We start from the raw sequence: 18,443 nt of genomic DNA, 5'->3' as shown, positions 1-18,443 counted from the left end.
CTTCAAACTTCCACCGTCCAGTTGAACGGCCCTTTTACTTTACCAAGCTGAATATTTGTTATCGTTTCATACAGCTTTTTCGAGATATCCCCGATTTGCCCGTCGCCTACAATCACCGTTTTTCCATGAATATTGAGTTCACCGACAGGCGTAACGACTGCTGCCGTGCCCGTGCCGAAGACCTCTGTCAATTCCCCGCGTGCAGAAGCCGCATAAATCTCATCAATTGAAACTCTCTCTTCTCGTACCGGAATGCCCCAGCTGCGAATCAGTTCAATCGCAGACGCACGTGTAATTCCGCTTAAAATACTTCCGCTTAAAGCCGGTGTGACAGCTTCACCGTTAATGACGAAAAAGATGTTCATGCTCCCTACTTCTTCCACGTATTTCTTTTCAATGGCGTCCAGCCACAGCACCTGGTCATAGCCCAGCTCATTCGCTTTCCGCTGCGCCTGAAGGCTGGCCGCGTAATTTCCGGACGTTTTTGCACTTCCGACTCCGCCGTTCACCGCCCGCACGTACTCATCTTCGACGTAGATTCTAACCGGCTTCAGCTGATCGCCATAGTAGGAGCCGACAGGAGAAAGCACGATCATAAATGTATAGCTTTTGGATGCCTTCACACCGAGACTCGGTTCTGTGGCAATGACAAACGGACGAATATACAGTGACGTTCCCTTTTCCTTTGGAACCCAATCTTTCTCCAGCTCAACTAATTGCGTCAATGCCTCAAGCACCAGCTCTTCATCTAAAGGTGGCATACTCATGCGTTCACACGATCTGTTCAGCCTTTTGATATTTTGATCCGGCCGGAACAGCAGCACTCTGCCATCTTCTGTTCTGTACGCTTTTAATCCTTCAAAGACGGCCTGGCCGTAATGAAAAACAGATGAAGACGGATCAAGTGTAAGCGGCGCGTACGGTGCAATTCTCGGGTGGTGCCAGCCTATTCCCTCTTCATAATCCATCACAAACATATAATCTGTAAAATATTTCCCGAATTCCAAGGATGACGGGTCGGGCTTTTCCTTATGGAATGCAATTTTTTCTCGTTCGATAAGCTTATTCAATCTGATCAGCACACCTTTCACAATATAATTGTTTAAATATTCAGTCTTTTTAAAGCTGCAAAAAGTATACAGCTTCTCCTTTTATCATACGCCGCTCCACACCTATAAATTTCAGAATATTCTTTAGGATCATCAGCTATTATACACCACATTCATTGTCAGATGAAGCTGAAATTAAAGAAAAACAGCCAGATTCATTCCGGCTGTCTGAATTTAGACTGCTAAATACAGGACGACGATATGGCAAATCAGCAAAATATACACTGCGAACACAAACTGCCAATTGATCTTCCGCGCCCATGCAAACACCACCATCAAAACAGGCAGCATCATAGTCCCCACCAGCTTGTTAACCGTCCGATCCGGACTGTTCGTTCCATCATAATGAATCGGCATCTCAGCCGGAAGAAAAGGGTAAAACACGATTGAAAGGATGAATGCAGCAATCACAGCCCCCCACAGCGCCTTTCCATTTATCAATAGAAACATAGAACCACCATTCCTTTCTGATCACGCATCACTTTATGAATGATATGACTGTTCTACGGTGAATTTCGTTCGGTCTCCCCGCGTAATAATTTGCGCATATTCCACCACTTCTTCATTTTTATCATAGGTAAGGGATTCTGATAAAAACGCAGGCGCTCCGACATTGGTTAACAAGTGGCCGCTGATCGTTTCATCGGTTAGAATTGGCTCGATTGATTCCGTGCCTCTGCTGATTTCAATATTGTATTTTGTCCTTAACAATTCAAACAGCGAGCCGGTGCATTCCTCCTGTGCCAGCCCCGGTGCAGCCTTCCAGGGAATATATGAGGTATGATATTGCAAGGGCTCCCCCTCGGCGTATCTGACCCTGACAAGCTTGTTAACAGGGTCATTCTCTTTCATTTTCAAAAGCTCGGCAATGGAGTGATCAGCCGGGATCACCACAAGCTCAAGCACTTTTGACTCAGAACGCAGGCCCCTCATTTGTTCTGCAAAGCTCGTAATCTTATGCGGAATCGGCGTTTGTATTTTTGCTGCCGATACAAATGTTCCTTTTCCTTGAATTCTCTTAATATATCCCTCAAGCTCAAGCTGCTGCAGGGCCAGTCTCACAGTTGTTCTGCTGACATCATATTGTTCGCAAAATTCGCTCTCCGTCGGCAGCTGATCATTCGCCTGATACTTGCCCGACTTAATTAATTCAATGATTTTAAACTTGATAACAGAATATAAAGCTGTCATTTCATTCTCCCCATTCTGTATGCAAACCGTTCTTTTTGATTGAGACCATAATACCATTTGCCAGCCCAATATGAAAGATTTGTATCCTTTTTTTATAACAAATTTTCAGAAATTAATATTGACAGTTTGATAACGGTGGTGCTAAATTCGTAATGACAAGTATCATAAATTGATCATAACAAATATGGTGCTTGTCTATCTCTTTGAGGGGGTGTCACATGAAGATTCTGATCGCCGAGCACTATGAAGAACTCTGTAAGTTAAGCGCTAACATTATTAAAGAACAGGTACAGGCTAAGAAAGATGCCGTTCTCGGCCTGGCAACAGGAAGCACGCCGGTCGGCTTATACAAGCAGCTGATTTCAGACTATCAGTCAGGTGAAATCGATTTTTCAAAGGTTACTACATTTAATTTGGATGAATACGCTGGTCTCTCTCCATCTCATCCGCAAAGTTATAACCATTTTATGCATGAGCATCTTTTTCAGCATATTAATATGCAGCCTGGCCATATCCATATCCCGCAAGGAGACAATCCGCAGCTTGAGGCTGAATGCAAAGTATACGAGGATCTCATTCGTCGGGCGGGAGGCATTGATGTTCAAATTCTCGGCATCGGCGCCAATGGCCACATCGGTTTTAATGAACCGGGATCTGATTTTGAGGATCGGACACGAGTTGTGAAGCTGTCAGAAAGCACGATACAGGCAAATGCCAGATTCTTCGGCGGTGATCCTGTGCTGGTGCCGAGACTCGCGATTTCTATGGGCATTAAAACCATCATGGAATTCAGCAAACATATTGTGCTTTTAGCCAGCGGCGAGGAAAAAGCAGACGCCATTCAAAAGATGGCTGAAGGCCCTGTCACGACAGATGTACCGGCCTCAATTCTTCAAAAACACAATCATGTAACCGTTATCGCCGATCAAAAAGCAGCTCAAAAACTAAAGAAAGCATCATACTCATAAAGGAGACTGTCATGTTTAAAAAGGCATTTCAAATTCTGCAGCAGCTTGGCCGCGCGTTGATGACTCCGGTTGCCGTCCTGCCGGCAGCCGGTCTTTTGCTCCGTTTCGGTGACAAGGATTTACTGAACATCCCTATTATAAAGGATGCCGGCGGCGTTGTATTCGATAACCTGCCGCTGATTTTCGCCGTGGGGGTCGCGATCGGTTTAGCCGGCGGCGAAGGTGTAGCCGGACTTGCCGCTGTCATCGGATATTTAATTTTGACCGTCACCCTCGACAACATGGGAAAATTACTCGGCCTTCAGCCTCCGTATGAAGGAGCTGAGCACCTCATTGATATGGGGGTATTCGGAGGCATCATCATCGGGCTTCTTGCCGCATATTTATATAAGCGTTTTTCATCCATCGAGCTGCATCCGGTCCTTGGATTTTTCTCAGGCAAACGGTTTGTCCCGATTATTACTTCCATCAGTTCATTGGTAATCGGCGTGATTTTCTCATTTGTTTGGCCGCTGATCCAAAACGGAATTAACGCTGCCAGCAGCTTAATTGCCGATTCAACGGTCGGTCTGTTCTTCTATGCAACGATCTATCGTTTGCTGATTCCTTTTGGCCTGCATCATATTTTTTATACACCTTTCTATTTTATGATGGGAGAATACACAGACCCGACAACAGGCAGCACCGTAACCGGCGACCTGACAAGGTTTTTCGCAGGAGACCCGACAGCTGGGCGCTTTATGATGGGAGATTTCCCTTACATGATTTTCTGTCTGCCGGCAATTGCTCTTGCCATTATCCATACCGCGCGTCCAGCAAAGAAGAAAATGATCTCCGGCGTGATGATTTCTGCGGCGCTCACATCTATGCTGACAGGCATTACAGAGCCGGTTGAGTTTTCTTTCTTGTTCGTTGCGCCCGTGCTTTATTTAATTAACTCTATTCTCGCCGGCGTCATCTTTGTCGTTTGTGATTTATTCCATGTCCGCCACGGCTATACGTTCTCAGGCGGCGGCATTGACTACGTCTTGAACTACGGGCTGTCGACAAACGGCTGGGTTGTCATTCCTGTCGGGATCGTGTTTGCATTCATTTATTATTATTTGTTCCGATTTGCGATTTTGAAATGGAACTTGAAAACACCCGGCCGTGAAACAGATGAAGCCGATCAGACTGAGGCAAAAGCTCCTGTCGCAAAAGACCAGCTTGCCTTTCACGTGCTGCAGGCCTTGGGCGGACAGCAAAATATCGCCAACCTGGATGCGTGTATTACAAGACTTCGTGTGACCGTTCATCAGCCGAGCCAAGTCAGCAAGGATGAATTAAAACGGCTTGGTGCAGTAGGTGTGCTGGAAGTCAACAACAACTTCCAGGCGATATTCGGAACAAAATCCGATGCCTTAAAAGACGACATCAAAACGATCATTGCCGGAGGCGTCCCCGACACCGCCGCCACGCTTGAAACAGAGACTGATAAACAGCAGAAGCCTGCTTCCGGTGAGACCTTTATTTATCCGCTCAAGGGAGAAACGGTCTCTCTGACAGACGTGCCTGATCAAGTCTTTTCAGAAAAAATGATGGGCGAGGGGTTTGCGATTGATCCATCAGAAGGAAAAGTCGTCGCCCCTGCGGACGGCGAAATCGTCTCCATTTTCCCGACGAAGCACGCCATCGGCTTTATGAGCGCCGGAGGCACCGAAATTCTGATTCATGTCGGCATTGATACCGTCAAATTGAGCGGGGAAGGCTTTGAAGCACATGTGACGAGCGGACAAGCCGTCAAACAAGGCGAACTGCTTCTTACATTTGATCTCGATTACATCAAGCAGCATGCCGCATCCGCTGTGACACCGGTTATTTTCACAAATGTATCTGAAGAAGATATGAAGCACATTCAAATGAAGTAAGAAAGTCCCCCCTGATGCGGGGGACTTTTTCGCCAACATAATGAAAGCGCTATCAAAATAAAATTTGAAATAAGGTGTTTTCATTTGATTTACGAATGATATGAATATGCCTCATCCTATCATCATGAAAAGGGGGATTCATTTGAGAAAATTGATCGCGTTCCAAATTTTAATCGCTTTGGCTATTGGCGCAGTGGTCGGCCATTTTTTTCCTGATTTCGGGATGGCGCTGAGGCCTGTCGGAGATGGGTTTATTCGTTTAATTAAAATGATTGTCGTGCCGATTGTGTTTTCTACCATTGTCATCGGAGCTGCAGGAAGCGGAAGCATGAAAAAAATGGGCAGTCTCGGCATCAAGACGATCATTTGGTTTGAAGTGATTACCACATTGGTATTGGGGCTTGGACTTGTATTAGCGAATGTCTTAAAACCGGGTGTCGGGCTTGACCTCTCCCATTTGGCGAAAAAAGATATCAATGAACTTTCCGGCTACACAGACAAAGTTGTTAATTTCAAACAAATGATCCTCGATATTATTCCTACAAACATTATTGATGTCATGGCCAGAAATGATTTGCTTGCCGTTATTTTCTTTGCGATTTTGTTTGGTGTCGCCGCGGCCGGCATTGGCAAAGCCTCTGAACCAGTGATGAATTTCTTTGAATCCACCGCTCAAATTATGTTCAAACTCACGCAAATCGTTATGGTGACTGCTCCTATTGGCGTGTTAGCCCTGATGGCAGCCTCTGTAGGCCAATATGGCATCGAACTCCTCCTCCCTATGTTTAAACTGGTTGGCACGGTATTCCTTGGTCTGTTCCTGATCCTCTTTGTCCTCTTTCCGCTTGTCGGTCTCATCTTTCATATTAAGTATTTCGAAGTGTTAAAAATGATATGGGATCTGTTTTTGATCGCGTTTTCCACCACCAGCACCGAAACCATTCTCCCCCAGCTGATGGACAGAATGGAGAAATACGGCTGCCCGAAACGAGTGGTATCATTTGTCGTTCCCTCCGGCTTGTCACTGAACTGTGACGGCTCCAGCTTATATTTATCGGTTTCCTGTATTTTTCTGGCGCAGGCCTTTCATGTAGACATGACATTGTCTCAGCAGCTGCTGATGATGCTTGTGCTTGTCATGACAAGTAAAGGCATTGCAGCTGTTCCGTCCGGCTCGCTTGTTGTTCTTCTGGCAACAGCCAATGCTGTAGGGCTTCCTGCTGAAGGCGTCGCCATTATTGCGGGCGTTGACCGTGTCATGGACATGGCGAGAACGGGCGTGAACGTACCGGGGCATGCGATGGCCTGCATCGTGGTGTCAAAATGGGAAAAGGCCTTCCGCGAAAAAGAATGGGCCTCTGCAAACGGACAAACCGAAAGCGTATAAAAAAAAGAACACCTCATTCCCGAGGTGTTCTTTCGATTATTCAGCAGCAGCGTGCTCTTCTTTTTCAATCGCTGCCAGTCTTGCGTTCACTTCTTCTTCTGTCATATTGTGCTCTGAAACATACAGGTTTCTTGGGTTCGTGCGGCATTCGTGGCTGCAGCTGCGCATATATTTATACTCATTTTCCGGTGTGCATATCATTTTTTTGTTGCAAGATGGATTTGCGCAGTTCACATAACGCTCACACGGTTCACCTGTAAAGTAGTCTTTTCCGACAATCACATGCTCGACACGGTTGACAGGCACGCTGATTCTTTCATCAAAGACATAGCACTGGCCGTCCCACAGCTTGCCTTGCACCTCAGGATCTTTTCCGTATGTCACGATTCCGCCGTCAAGCTGTGCTACATCTTCAAAGCCTTGCTTCACCAGCCAGCCTGAGAATTTTTCACAGCGCACGCCGCCCGTGCAGTACGTTAAAATCTGTTTGCCTTCAAGCATATCTTTATGTTCTTCGATCCATTCAGGCAATTCACGGAAGGCCTCGATGTCAGGACGGACTGCTCCTCTGAAATGGCCAAGATCATACTCGTAATCATTACGCGCGTCGATTACAATTGTGTTTGGATCCTGCATTTTCTCATAAAATTCTGCAGGCTTCAAATGCTGACCTGTTGTTTCGTTCGGATCCACATCATCTTCAAGACGAAGCGTTACAAGCTCTTTTTTATGACGGACAAAGATTTTTTTGAACGCATGGTCTTCTGCTTCATCAATTTTAAATACCATGTCCGCAAAACGAGGGTCAGCTTTCATTGTTTCCATATATTTTTCAGTCTGCTCAACCGTACCTGATACCGTACCGTTAATTCCTTCAGAAGAAACAAGGATACGGCCTAACAAACCAAGCTCCTTACAAAAAGCCAGATGCTGCTCTCTAAACGCCTCTGGATCTTCAATCGGAACATATTTATAGTAAAGTAAAACTCTGTATTGTTTTTCCATGATTTAAACACCCTGTTCAATTATAGTTAGTTGCTATGCACACTCTTACTATATCATACAGGAAAATGCCGCAAAGATGAACATATCCGCACAGACTGATAAAAATATCCAAGCTCTTACAAACCCACGCGGCGTAAGGATTTATTAATAACCAACGGTATTTTCCATTAACTTACTAACTAAAGTAGTTATCTGAAAACTATCAGATAATAAGTTGAACTGACCCCTGTAGTATAACAGGAGGACACTGCTCACTTGATAATGACTGATGGCGTGATATGCTCCAGCCAAATGACACCGTCATATTGTTCCTTTAGGATCATCTGCTCCTCCATGAACCCCCAATACAATGCTGTCCGCGGGGTATACATCCACGAAGTGCCTTTCTTGTTTTTTGTATGGAGAAAATCAACAAAGACAGCTGGATGGTCCGCAGTTTTCAACAAAGCTTCGAGACTTCCAGACGGCGGCGGGCTTGTGACCGGCGTAACCGTCTTATTATCGGAGCTATCCAGACTCGTACCTGAGTAAGCATAAATGCCAATCGTATATGTTTGTTTTTTCAGCCGCTCCGGCAAATAATCCCCCATGTTAGGGCCGTTTAGCTGTATCCAGTCCTTTATCATTTTGGTATTCTGTTTGCGAAGATGGTAATTGTGGCCCCAGACAATGATCTTCTTTTTCGGATAAAGGGTTTCCGCAACCCACTGAAATTGTTCAGCCATCATGCGGTCTCTCATAAAAAATGAAAAATCCTCAATATTCTCCGGATAATCCTCTAGTTTTTCTTTCATTTCTTCCAGCATATACATTTCCATTACGTCAATTCTCAGCTGAAGGGAATGCATAAACATCTCATAAGCTTTCGGCTCTTTCGGGAGGTGGGCTTTTAACTCTGAAGCATGTGTTTCAGCGAACTTGATCAGCTCCTGATAGTTTTTCACAAGCGCTTCTTTCTTTTGCGTAAATTCATCAAACGTGTTGCTGTTAGTCACCAATGTTGAAAAGTCATTTTCTGATTGGGAGAGCAGCTCTGCTTTTTCAGGGTCCACCGCTTTTACCCATTGGTTTGCAGCATCATTGAATGAATTCTTCATGCTTTGAATATCAAATCCAGTAAGGATAAGCGGATCGCCTTTCTCTTTTTGCTCTTTCATGTAATCAAACAGTTCAACGACATCTTCTGTGTGCCAAACGGCGTAAATGGAGTTTTTCATCGTGCCCTTAGAGGTTAATTGATCCATGTTAAGGTAGGATGCATTTGTATCAGGAAAGCCAGACTCAAAGGCCAATACATCGTATCCCAGTTCTTCGTGGAGGTATTTGATCATTCTGACCTTTGTTGCATTGATTTCGCCAGCGCCATGTGTAGTTTCTCCTAACTGAACGATTCGTTTTCCTTTCAGCACCTTCTTCAAAAATCGAAGGTCTTTGTTTGAAGCATCGGAAGCATCCAGCGGATGTGCATGTCGTTCAATCCAGCGATTCCAATGTTTTTCTTCAGAAGCAGCTCGGGCGGAGGCTGAAAAAGAAGTAAACACCAGACAGACAATCAGCAGCGGCAGAGCCGTTTTCACTATCATTTGTTTCAATTCTATCTCTCCTTTTCTGCAAAGTTCTCTAGTAGTTACGAGATTGATACAGAAAAAGTTTCCTTTTTTCACCAACAAAAAAAGCTTCTCTATTGAAAGAAGCTTTAGCTGGATCCTCTCATCACCTGATGAAAGTAAAACCGATACGTATTTCGTAAAAATGTTTCAACCGGAAGCTGCACATCCGCTTGGTATTTGCTGATGATGAACGGAAAACGCTCGATTCCTTTCTCGCGCAAATCACTCGCTTGCTCTTCATCTGTTGCCTTTTCTTGCAGAACCGCTTCAACAATTGGCCAGCACGCTTCCCGCACTTGCCACAGGACGGCTTCATCTCCGGTGTTCTGATAATCTGTGATCCAGCTGATGATTTGTTTCTCCATGAGTTTCACCTTTCTTCAAAAAAAGAGGCGCTGCAGTTTATGCAAGCTCCTCTTTTTATTCTTCGTAACCTATCAGTTCTCCGACTTGGACTTCCTGGCCTTCTGTTAAATTGGCGGACGGCTGGAACGCGTCTTTTTCAAAAATCAAAATGACGGTTGAGCCGAATGAAAAGTATCCAAGCTCCTCGCCGATCTCCAGCTCGTCCCGTGTACTCGTCTGTACGATAGAATTAATATTCATCGCGCCGACAGGAATCATCAGGACATTTCGAGTACCGCCATTCAGCTCGTACACAAACCGGTAATTTTTCGACAGCACATCTTTTCCGTATTTTAACCCTAATTGATTTACCGGATATGAGCGATTTCCAAGCTCGGCCAGCTTTTGGTACCTACAGCTGATCGGGGAATGGAAACGGTGGTAATGCCGCGGGCTTAAATACAGCACCACAAAGTATCCGCCGTTGTATTGATGGTCTGCGCTTTTACAGCCGGTCAGCTCAGCGAATGAGTAATCTTTTCCCTTTACCGTAAAGGTTTGATTCGGGTTGATTTTTCCCACTGTCTGAACCACCCCGTCAACAGGGCTGACTACCGCATGAGCCTCTTTTGACACCGGGCGGCGCTCCAGATTAATCTGTCGAATGAACAATTCGGACAGCGAACCGTAATCAGCGGCCGTACCGTCCACATCATCCCAATTCAGCCGAAAATGTTTTGAGAAAAGCGGAATGACCGGTTTGCTGATTTTAGACTCGCAAAATCCTTTAATCAGATAGGATGACAGACGATGATTCGTCAGCTCTATCAATGATCGATACAGAATCTTTACAGCCGTATTAAACATGAATAATCCCTATAACCCTTCCGATTGTAATAAAAATAAAGCACCATAAAAAGGCGCCGATTGCCGCAAACGTAATATACGTTTTTAAGTTCATTTTGCCGATTCCCGAAAAATAACACGTTACATGTCTGACGCCGGGAATGAAATAACCAAATATAAGAGAATATGGGCCGTATTTATTCATCCATTTTTCTACTTTCATCATTCTCTTTTCTTTTAATCCGACCCACTTGCCGTACTTGTCGATAAACGGGCGCCCGGCTTTTCTGCCGATCATGTAGCTGATCAGCATACCTAACAAAGCCCCGACAAAGCTGATCAAAACCGAAAGCTCATAATTCAGCACGTCAGTATGCGTGAAGTAACCAACAACGGTCATCATTACTTCATCTGGAATCGGCAGTCCAACAATCCCTAGAACCAGCATCAAAAAAATAGCGATATAACCGTAATCCGCTATGAGCTGCTGAACTAATTCCATCTCTCAGACTCCAGGTTTTCTGCCGCATGTTTTTTAAAGTGAGGGAATTTTATTTTACTCACCATTAAATATGAAAGTCCGCAAGTGCCGATTGCCAGCAGGATCGGGTTATAGACAAAGCTTAGAATCACGAGACACATGCCCGCAAATGGAATCGGCATTCCGATAAAGGTCGGGAGCTTGCTTTGCTCAATGTTAAATTTAGAGAGGCGAAGCATTCCGCAAATGCTGTACGTCAATGCGCATAAAATCCCGATAAACGGAAGGGCGTATAATGAGACACTGTATGCAAGCATAGAAGGAGCCACACCAAATGTCACCAGATCAGCAAATGAATCCAGTTCTTTTCCCATATCAGAAACGGCATTCAGCTTACGTGCTGCCATCCCGTCAAAGAAATCGAGAAACATGCCGGTAAAAATGAAAAGCACTGCTGAATGAATGTTGTGATATAACAAGGAATGAATCGCCAGCAGTCCGCAAGTAAAGTTTCCTATCGTAATCATACAGGGGATATAATTCACAGTGTAACCAAACCTCCAATTGTAAAACCATCTATCTCATTCGACGATATGGATCGAATAGCGTTACAGGAAAAATTTTCTCTACTAAGCATGATAACATAGAATGCCCCCAAAAAAGCAGCACTCAAATTCTATTATTATACAACATTTGTTACCTTTTGAACAATGAATGCCAATCTTTTCATGTTTCTTACTATATTATTCCCCGCTTAAAAAGGACAAGACGCGTTGATTGACGTACTCTGGCTGCTCCAGAGATAACAGATGTCCGGCGTTCTTCACGATTTCAGCCTGAATTCCCGGCACCAATACTGAAGCCCGTTCTAAAGCCATTTGCTGATGGTACATGACCTCGTACTCACCGAACATCAGAAGTATCGGGACCGTTATCGATTTTAATTCCCGGTCTGTGAACACGTACGGAAAGCCATTTGCTGTCGGCTTCAGGCTTCTTTGTTCATCCTGCCATTCCACGCCCGTTACAATTTGTCTTTGCAGCACAGGATGCAGATCATAACGGCTATCGGTAATCCACTTAATATATGCATTAGCTCCTCTTGATCCCGTAAGCCCTGCAGCGTATTTATAGACATCCGGATGAAATGAAATAAATGCTTCAGCGGGACTCATAACAACCGCCCGCTCTACTCTTTCAGGCGCTTGGAGCAAGAAATTCACGATATGGGATCCGCCAAGCGAAAGGCCTGCCAGGTGTGCCGTCTCAAGTCTAAGAGAATCAAAGACGTCTTTCAGCCATTCTGCGCAATCAGCTCTCGTATCCAAAGCAGCTGATGGGATACTTTTATTTTTGTCTCCTATTATATCGACCGCATATGTACGATATTGACTGCTCCACTCCGCGATATTCGGATACCACATAGCAGAGCTGAAGAGGCCCCCATGAAGCAAAATAAGCGAAGGTGCGTCCTTTGGCCCACTTGCAATCATATGTGTTTTTCCAAAACGAGTAGAAACATAGAATGCTTCCGACTCAATCGGCCACAAAGAAAGGCTTTGATCATATGCCTGGTAAAAGCGAAGACCGCTTTCAGCCGCGGCAAGCTGCATCGAATCTTGTGTCATCTTCTTCTTTTTCCTCCGGGTTTGATTGATATAAAATAAAGGATAATGCCCCTTTTGTCTCGTAAGAAAAAATACCTATTTCTTATTATCTCATATTATAAATTTCCAGTATATATCTTGTCTTCCTGTAAAAATAAAAAAAGGCAATTTCCCTTAAAATCAGGAAAACCGCCTATTCTTTGAAAACTAAAGGAATGATCTTATCTTTTTTATCCTCTGTTATTGAGATGTGATGGGTTACTGATGTTTCACCCTTCGTCAATGCGACTGAGTAGTCACCTTTTTTGCCTGTATCCCATTTGATGTCTCCGTTTTTGTCTGTTTTACCGAGTATCTCGCCAATCTCTGTACTCGGCTCCTGGTCTGAGGCCGGTGCTTTGACAATCGTCACTTGAACCGCTTCGACGGGCAGCCCCTTGGCATCCTCCACATGAAGAGTGACAGGAATAGCCGTTTCTTTCTGAGCAGAATGCGTCTGTGAACTGCATCCGCATAAAAACAAAATAGACATGAAAATAGCTAGTTTGCTGTATTTATTGATTTGCCCAATATTGAATATTGTTGAATACATCGTTCGTCACCCTTGTTCCCAAGTTATATGACGATCCCCCGTTCGTGTGAATCGCAATAGCTGTCTGCCCTGTATCACTGTAGTTTCGATACACAGGCGAGCCGCTTTGGCAGCCGTACGTATCGGTTGTATAGGTCAGCTTATACGTTTCAGCAGAGCGAATCGGCTTTGTATCAGACCACATCGTGCCAAATACCTTGTCACACGGGTATCCTGTCACTGACGAGGAAAGGCCCACGGGACTGCTGCTGTTTGTTGTCCTATAGCCGTACCAGCCAACCGTGTTTCCCGGAGAACCGTTTAATTTAACAGCTCCGTAATCATAATTGGTGTTTTTGCTTTCCGTCCATCCTTTGACGGAGTAAAACATCGTGCCTGAATAAGTTCCGTAAGGATATGAGGAATCATTGCGCCCTGGTGCAGCGGTTATCGACGAAGCCCATCCATGATCCTGGCTGTACACACAATGTCCAGCCGTTACGACTGTATTCGGATTGACTAAAAATCCGGTGCATCCATAAGTGCTTGAGGTGTTGGGATACTTGATTGACAGTTGAACAGTTGCTCTATAAGGAAAAGACGTTGTACTGGAGATTCTGGTGCGTTCATCGGTTCCGATGATACTTGAAGGCTGTAAGGTTTGAATGTTTTTTTCCTGTTCCGTTTGGCCGTAAAGCGATTTACTTGTTTTCCCGGTTCCCTCATAAGGGGCGGAAACCTGTTCTTCTTTTGACGTTTGGTTTTTCGTGGCATCAGCTTCTTTACCGGCATTCGATACAGAAATTTGCGGGTTCTCTGCCGCTTTTGCCGGTACGCCAAAAGATACCGCCGCTGCCAATGCCAAGCACAAAACCGTTAAGTAAGAGAACCATCGTTTTCTGAATGTTGGAACTAATTTCATTTTGTCATCTCCCTCCTTTTGTGTCAACCACCTCAACCGATGGAAGACTTTTACATTATAATCACGTTTCCGATTCTTATGATAAAACTTTTATCGGGAATGAAAAAAACAGGCCTTGTCAAGGCAAGGCCCACTTAAACTCTATTTTATAGATAGCTGATCCAATGCTTTCTTTGCATTCTCTCTTGCTGTTTCAACTGTATCCGCCGCAGAAAGCGCAACCGCCATACGGCGTCCGGCTTTCGTTATCGGTTTACCAAAGACGCGAACTTGTGTCTTCGGCTCTGCCAGTGCATGTTCCAGTCCTTCTACAGTGTAATCCGCTGATTCTACAGGTGCTTTAAGGGGCCGGCTGGCGCCAGGAGATAGCTGTGTGATTTCTGTAACCGGAAAGCCGAGAATCGCCCGGACATGCAGCGCGAATTCCGACAAATTTTGCGTCACCAACGTGACAAGACCCGTATCATGCGGACGAGGAGACACCTCACTGAAATACACTTTATCCTTCGCAAGGAACAGTTCCACGCCAAACAGGCCGTACCCGCCAAGCTCATCGGTAATGGTTTTTGCAATATGCTTGGCTTCTTCCATTTGCTGCTCCGTCATATGATGCGGCTGCCAAGATTCGATATAGTCTCCGTCCTTTTGCACATGACCGATCGGCTCGCAAAATGTCGTGCCATTCACCGCACGTACGGTTAAGAGCGTAATTTCTGATTCGAATGGGATAAACTCCTCAACGATTACGCGTCCGTTTTTCACACGTCCGCCTTCCATCGCCGTCTCCCAGCAGCTCTCTAAATCCGCTTCAGAGCGGCACACGCTTTGGCCTTTTCCAGAAGAACTCATCAATGGTTTAACGACACAAGGAAAACCAATCTGAGCTGCCGCTTGTACAAATTCATCATATGTATTCGCAAATTCATAGCCAGCCGTCGCAAGTCCGAGCGTTTCCGCCGCAAGCCGTCTGATGCCTTCCCGATCCATCGTCAGCTTTGCCGCACGCGCATTCGGGATGACGTGAAATCCTTCCTCTTCAAGCTTCAGCAATTCATCTGTCGCAATCGCCTCAACCTCAGGCACAATCAAATCCGGCTTTTCTTTCTCAATGATGGTTCTGATCTGCTCGCGGTCCAGCATATCAACGACATAACTGTTATGCGCGACCTGCATCGCCGGAGCATGCTCGTAACTGTCAACTGCCACCGTCTGTACCCCAAGACGCTGGGCTTCAATCACTACCTCTTTTCCTAACTCACCTGAACCTAACAACAAAACCTTCTTTGATTGATACATCTTTGCCCCTCCTATCTGTTTCCCAACCATTATAACTGAAATATTCGAAAAATAAATTTTTATTAAAATAGATAAAATTATTATTGAAGAATGAAATTTTTTAAATTCTTAAACGAAAGTAGACCAATAACGGTCTGCTTTCTCTATTCCAAACAGCAACATCATACAAGAAATCCCCAAAAATCATGCTACACTTAACCCAAGACACCACACCGACAGGAGGCATCCCATGCAAAACGAAACCCGAACACTGCAGCTTGATCCGCACCTTAATATAGAAGCCTACCGTTTCAAAGGGATTATGCAAAAATTCCCGAATCACTTTCACGATTATTATGTGATTGGCTTTATTGAAAAAGGACAGCGGTATCTGGCCTGTCAGGATCAAGAATATATCATCAATCCAGGTGATCTTCTCCTCTTTAACCCCCGTGACACGCATAGCTGTGAGCAGATTGACGGGCGGACGCTTGATTATCGGTGTATCAATGTGATGCCGGAGGTCATGGAGAAGGCGGTGAAAGAGATTACTGGTGCCGGGCATCTCCCATATTTCTCCGAGCATGTGTTATTCCGCCACGAGCTGACAACCAGCCTGCAGGAATTGCATATTTTGATATCCAAGGAAAAACAGGCTTTGCGCAAAGAGGAGCTGTTTCTTCATCTTCTTGAAGAGCTGATCCGCCATTATTCTGACGTCACATTCCTCAGCAGCATTCCCGAACCGTCCGACGAAGTCAAAATGGTTTGCGAATTTTTAGAAGAGCATTATGCCGAGAACGTTACGCTCAACGATTTGAGTGAACTAACAGGCTGGAGCAAGTATCATTTATTGCGTTCATTTACAAAACAAAAAGGAATTACCCCTAATAGCTACCTGGAGACAATCCGGATTAATCAAGCGAAAAAACTTCTGGAACAAGGGGTTAGACCGATTGATGCGGCATTTCAGACAGGATTCAGCGATCAGAGCCATATGACAAAGTTTTTCAAACGGCAGGTGGGGCTGACACCGAAGCAATACATGAAGATTTTTGAAAAGGAGCTTCAAAGATGAGCATACAAAGAGAAACTTCCGGGCATATCGCAGCCATTGTGACCATTCTGATTTGGGGGACGACCTTTATTTCGACAAAGGTTCTTCTGGATGACTTCACTCCAATGGAAATATTATTTTATCGGTTTTTGATTGGCTTTATTGCGCTTATTCTCGTACGTCCCAAAATAATTCCGTTCAAAAATTGGCGGCAGGAGCTGTTATTTGCCGGGGCAGGTTTATTTGGCGTAACCTTATACTTTCTATTAGAAAATATAGCTCTCACCTATACATATGCATCCAATGTCGGCATGATCGTATCCGTTATTCCGATGATCACTGCGGTGCTGGCCCATTTTCTGCTTGAAGGCGAAAAACTGCGGCTGACTTTTTTCATTGGATTTGGGGCAGCACTGATCGGGCTTTTATTGATTACGTTCAACGGCAATGTCGTACTGCGTCTGAATCCGTTCGGAGACATCATGGCAGTCGGGGCCGCTCTCGTGTTCGGAGGCTACTCGATTTTCATGAAAAAATTAAGCGCTTACGATTATCACATCATCGAGCTGACACAGAGAGTGTTTTTATACGGTTTGTTGTTTATGGTTCCCCCTTTATTTTTGTTCGACTTCCATTTTGACCTGAGCCGATTTTCATCCGCTTCAAATGTACTCAACATGCTCTTCCTCGGCATCGGTGCTTCCGCCCTGTGTTTCGCAACATGGAATTACTCAGTCGGTGTGCTCGGTGCCGTAAAATCTAGCGCGTATATTTACATGGTCCCGGTCATCACAATCACAGCCTCCATCCTGATCCTGCACGAAAACATGACATGGATCGCTCTTCTAGGAGGTGCACTTACGCTTCTAGGCCTCTACATTTCAGAGCTGAAACCGAAAGCGAAGCTGATGGGGAACGGAAGTAATATGGATGCTTAACGGCATCCATTTTTTATTCTACCGCACTATCTGCTATGTTACTGGCTATTTTTGCTTACTATACTAGCTAACATCGATACAAAACTGCATGAACATAAGTTAAAATATGCTCATGCAGTTTTTTTAGTTTATTTATCGTCTTTTGGAGGTTTATCAATAATGAAAAATGATCAAATAATTTTTGAAAAAACGAAAAACATCGCTCACGATATCGATCAGATGCAAAATCAACAGGAGATAATAGATTATCTTTTTCGCCAAGATTCTCTTACACTCAACCAGTTGAAGCACTATTATTCTGAACCTTCCCTTCCGCTTCAGTTTCTAGTGAAAGTAGCAGTTTTATGCATGTTTATATCTATGACTTTAGCTTCTTTCCTTTTCATCCAAGCAAAAGAAGTCTTCACCAATCCTATTCTATCAGATATTTCACCTGCAGCATTTTCTATTTTTACAGTCATTTGTATCTTTATGACTTATACTAAAGTCATAAAAAGAGGAAATAAAAATAAAGGTAAAGCCTCCCTTATTCAACAATCTGAATTCTATGAGAAAAACAAGTTAATTAATACAATACTTTATAAAAAATATAAAATGGATCAACAAAACATACAGGCTAATAAACCAACTGCCTCTGATAATGAAGATTCAATGAATTTTAATGCTGTATTGAATCATGTTCTTACAATTAGTAAAAATGATAAAGAGCTTTTGGGCTACTTAGATACAAAAGATAATGCTGTGCTAAGCCAATTAAAAGCATATTTTTCTACTTGCCCATTTTCCCTTTCACATTATATGAGTTTGATGTTTTGCGGAAGTATAATTGTCGTCTATGCAACTACTTTATTTTCGGGACAAATCAATTACATTGACATACCAGACATTTTTAACTTTCTTTTATTAATTATTTTCTTGAAAATCCTTATTGATTTGATAAAGCTTTTAAATATATCTAGAAAAGGACAATTACACACTGTTCTGCACTTTGCACAGAGAGCCGAATATATGCGAATGAAAGGAGTTATAGATTTTATTCTAACTGAAAGATATCACAAAAAAATCCTGTAGCTTTGTTTCACCCTTACTACTTTAGGAGATGTATGTATTGAATGTAAACCAACAAACATATAAAGAAACAGAAACAGCAGCTAAGTTTATTTTAGAACATAGAAAAGATGATAAAGAACTCCTGATTTTCCTAACCAAACAGGACTCCATCAT

The 18,443-nt window shown here is 44.0% G+C and carries 19 protein-coding genes; 6 read left to right on the top strand and 13 right to left on the bottom strand.

Annotation, left to right across the window (positions count from 1 at the left end; translation table 11 throughout):
* Nucleotides 1–2 precede the first annotated feature (2 nt).
* The 3 genes from RAC86_RS02155 to gamR form a co-directional block, all read right to left on the bottom strand.
* Nucleotides 3–1,070 (bottom strand): branched-chain amino acid aminotransferase, encoded by a 1,068-nt coding sequence (locus RAC86_RS02155; RefSeq protein ID WP_061186987.1) that lies wholly within the window; start codon nucleotides 1,068–1,070, stop codon nucleotides 3–5.
* Nucleotides 1,071–1,283: 213 nt separating this feature from the next.
* A complete protein-coding gene (locus tag RAC86_RS02150) occupies nucleotides 1,284–1,559 on the bottom strand; it encodes a DUF1648 domain-containing protein (RefSeq protein ID WP_072565675.1) in 276 nt (91 codons plus the stop codon).
* A gap of 33 nt (nucleotides 1,560–1,592) precedes the next feature.
* A complete protein-coding gene (gene gamR, locus RAC86_RS02145; RefSeq protein WP_014112506.1) occupies nucleotides 1,593–2,300 on the bottom strand; it encodes a transcriptional regulator GamR in 708 nt (235 codons plus the stop codon).
* Between the two features lie 218 nt (nucleotides 2,301–2,518).
* Between gamR and nagB the strand changes: the two genes are divergently transcribed.
* The 3 genes from nagB to gltP all read left to right on the top strand — a co-directional run bounded on the left by nagB (nucleotide 2,519) and on the right by gltP (nucleotide 6,562).
* Nucleotides 2,519–3,268: a glucosamine-6-phosphate deaminase gene (gene nagB, locus RAC86_RS02140; RefSeq protein WP_072565674.1), complete on the top strand. Its 750-nt coding sequence runs from the start codon at nucleotides 2,519–2,521 to the stop codon at nucleotides 3,266–3,268.
* 11 nt (nucleotides 3,269–3,279) lie between these two features.
* The gene (gene ptsG / locus RAC86_RS02135; RefSeq protein ID WP_072565673.1) at nucleotides 3,280–5,175 is read left to right on the top strand and encodes a glucose-specific PTS transporter subunit IIBC; all 1,896 of its coding nucleotides are present in this window, start codon (nucleotides 3,280–3,282) and stop codon (nucleotides 5,173–5,175) included.
* Nucleotides 5,176–5,317: 142 nt separating this feature from the next.
* Nucleotides 5,318–6,562 (top strand): glutamate-aspartate/proton symporter GltP, encoded by a 1,245-nt coding sequence (gene gltP / locus RAC86_RS02130; RefSeq protein WP_080490477.1) that lies wholly within the window; start codon nucleotides 5,318–5,320, stop codon nucleotides 6,560–6,562.
* Nucleotides 6,563–6,598: 36 nt separating this feature from the next.
* Here the strand turns inward: gltP and trhO are convergent, their stop codons facing one another.
* The 10 genes from trhO to purT all read right to left on the bottom strand — a co-directional run bounded on the left by trhO (nucleotide 6,599) and on the right by purT (nucleotide 15,245).
* Nucleotides 6,599–7,567 carry an oxygen-dependent tRNA uridine(34) hydroxylase TrhO gene (trhO, locus tag RAC86_RS02125; RefSeq protein ID WP_003223769.1) on the bottom strand — a complete coding sequence of 323 codons (969 nt, stop codon included), beginning with the start codon at nucleotides 7,565–7,567 and terminating at the stop codon, nucleotides 6,599–6,601.
* 251 nt (nucleotides 7,568–7,818) lie between these two features.
* Nucleotides 7,819–9,159 carry an erythromycin esterase family protein gene (locus RAC86_RS02120; RefSeq protein ID WP_072565672.1) on the bottom strand — a complete coding sequence of 447 codons (1,341 nt, stop codon included), beginning with the start codon at nucleotides 9,157–9,159 and terminating at the stop codon, nucleotides 7,819–7,821.
* Between the two features lie 104 nt (nucleotides 9,160–9,263).
* Nucleotides 9,264–9,542 (bottom strand): hypothetical protein, encoded by a 279-nt coding sequence (locus tag RAC86_RS02115; RefSeq protein WP_072565671.1) that lies wholly within the window; start codon nucleotides 9,540–9,542, stop codon nucleotides 9,264–9,266.
* Nucleotides 9,543–9,597: 55 nt separating this feature from the next.
* Entirely contained in the window at nucleotides 9,598–10,389 is a 792-nt protein-coding gene (locus tag RAC86_RS02110) for a phosphatidylserine decarboxylase (RefSeq protein ID WP_072181577.1), read from the bottom strand.
* Nucleotides 10,382–10,870 (bottom strand): DedA family protein, encoded by a 489-nt coding sequence (locus RAC86_RS02105; RefSeq protein ID WP_041520844.1) that lies wholly within the window; start codon nucleotides 10,868–10,870, stop codon nucleotides 10,382–10,384. The genes RAC86_RS02110 and RAC86_RS02105 overlap by 8 nt, the downstream gene beginning before the upstream one ends.
* Entirely contained in the window at nucleotides 10,861–11,394 is a 534-nt protein-coding gene (gene pssA / locus RAC86_RS02100) for a CDP-diacylglycerol--serine O-phosphatidyltransferase (protein WP_041520843.1), read from the bottom strand. The genes RAC86_RS02105 and pssA overlap by 10 nt, the downstream gene beginning before the upstream one ends.
* Nucleotides 11,395–11,592: 198 nt before the next feature.
* On the bottom strand, nucleotides 11,593–12,477 hold the full coding sequence (gene cesB, locus RAC86_RS02095; protein WP_072565669.1) for an enantioselective carboxylesterase CesB: 885 nt from the start codon (nucleotides 12,475–12,477) through the stop codon (nucleotides 11,593–11,595).
* Nucleotides 12,478–12,649: 172 nt separating this feature from the next.
* Nucleotides 12,650–13,048 (bottom strand): YbfJ family protein, encoded by a 399-nt coding sequence (locus RAC86_RS02090; RefSeq protein WP_014112497.1) that lies wholly within the window; start codon nucleotides 13,046–13,048, stop codon nucleotides 12,650–12,652.
* Nucleotides 13,011–13,949, bottom strand: a complete 939-nt coding sequence (gene mpr / locus RAC86_RS02085; RefSeq protein ID WP_072565668.1) for an extracellular metalloprotease Mpr — start codon at nucleotides 13,947–13,949, stop codon at nucleotides 13,011–13,013. The genes RAC86_RS02090 and mpr overlap by 38 nt, the downstream gene beginning before the upstream one ends.
* A gap of 141 nt (nucleotides 13,950–14,090) precedes the next feature.
* Complete coding sequence (gene purT / locus RAC86_RS02080) at nucleotides 14,091–15,245, bottom strand: phosphoribosylglycinamide formyltransferase 2 (protein WP_236827540.1); 1,155 nt, start codon at nucleotides 15,243–15,245, stop codon at nucleotides 14,091–14,093.
* Between the two features lie 229 nt (nucleotides 15,246–15,474).
* On the opposite strand from purT, the gene RAC86_RS02075 reads away from it, so the two are divergent.
* The 3 genes from RAC86_RS02075 (at nucleotide 15,475) to RAC86_RS02065 (ending at nucleotide 18,290) form a co-directional block, all read left to right on the top strand.
* The gene (locus tag RAC86_RS02075) at nucleotides 15,475–16,302 is read left to right on the top strand and encodes an AraC family ligand binding domain-containing protein (RefSeq protein WP_072565666.1); all 828 of its coding nucleotides are present in this window, start codon (nucleotides 15,475–15,477) and stop codon (nucleotides 16,300–16,302) included.
* Nucleotides 16,299–17,219 carry a DMT family transporter gene (locus RAC86_RS02070; protein WP_072181572.1) on the top strand — a complete coding sequence of 307 codons (921 nt, stop codon included), beginning with the start codon at nucleotides 16,299–16,301 and terminating at the stop codon, nucleotides 17,217–17,219. Before RAC86_RS02075 ends, RAC86_RS02070 begins: the two co-directional genes overlap by 4 nt.
* A 159-nt stretch (nucleotides 17,220–17,378) precedes the next feature.
* Nucleotides 17,379–18,290, top strand: a complete 912-nt coding sequence (locus RAC86_RS02065) for a hypothetical protein (protein ID WP_072565665.1) — start codon at nucleotides 17,379–17,381, stop codon at nucleotides 18,288–18,290.
* Nucleotides 18,291–18,443: the final 153 nt, after the last annotated feature.

It is taken from the genome of Bacillus sp. LR_5, from assembly GCF_042709275.1.
The sequence above is the reverse complement of the archived record's forward strand: the minus strand, read 5'-3'. Positions and strand labels throughout refer to the sequence as shown.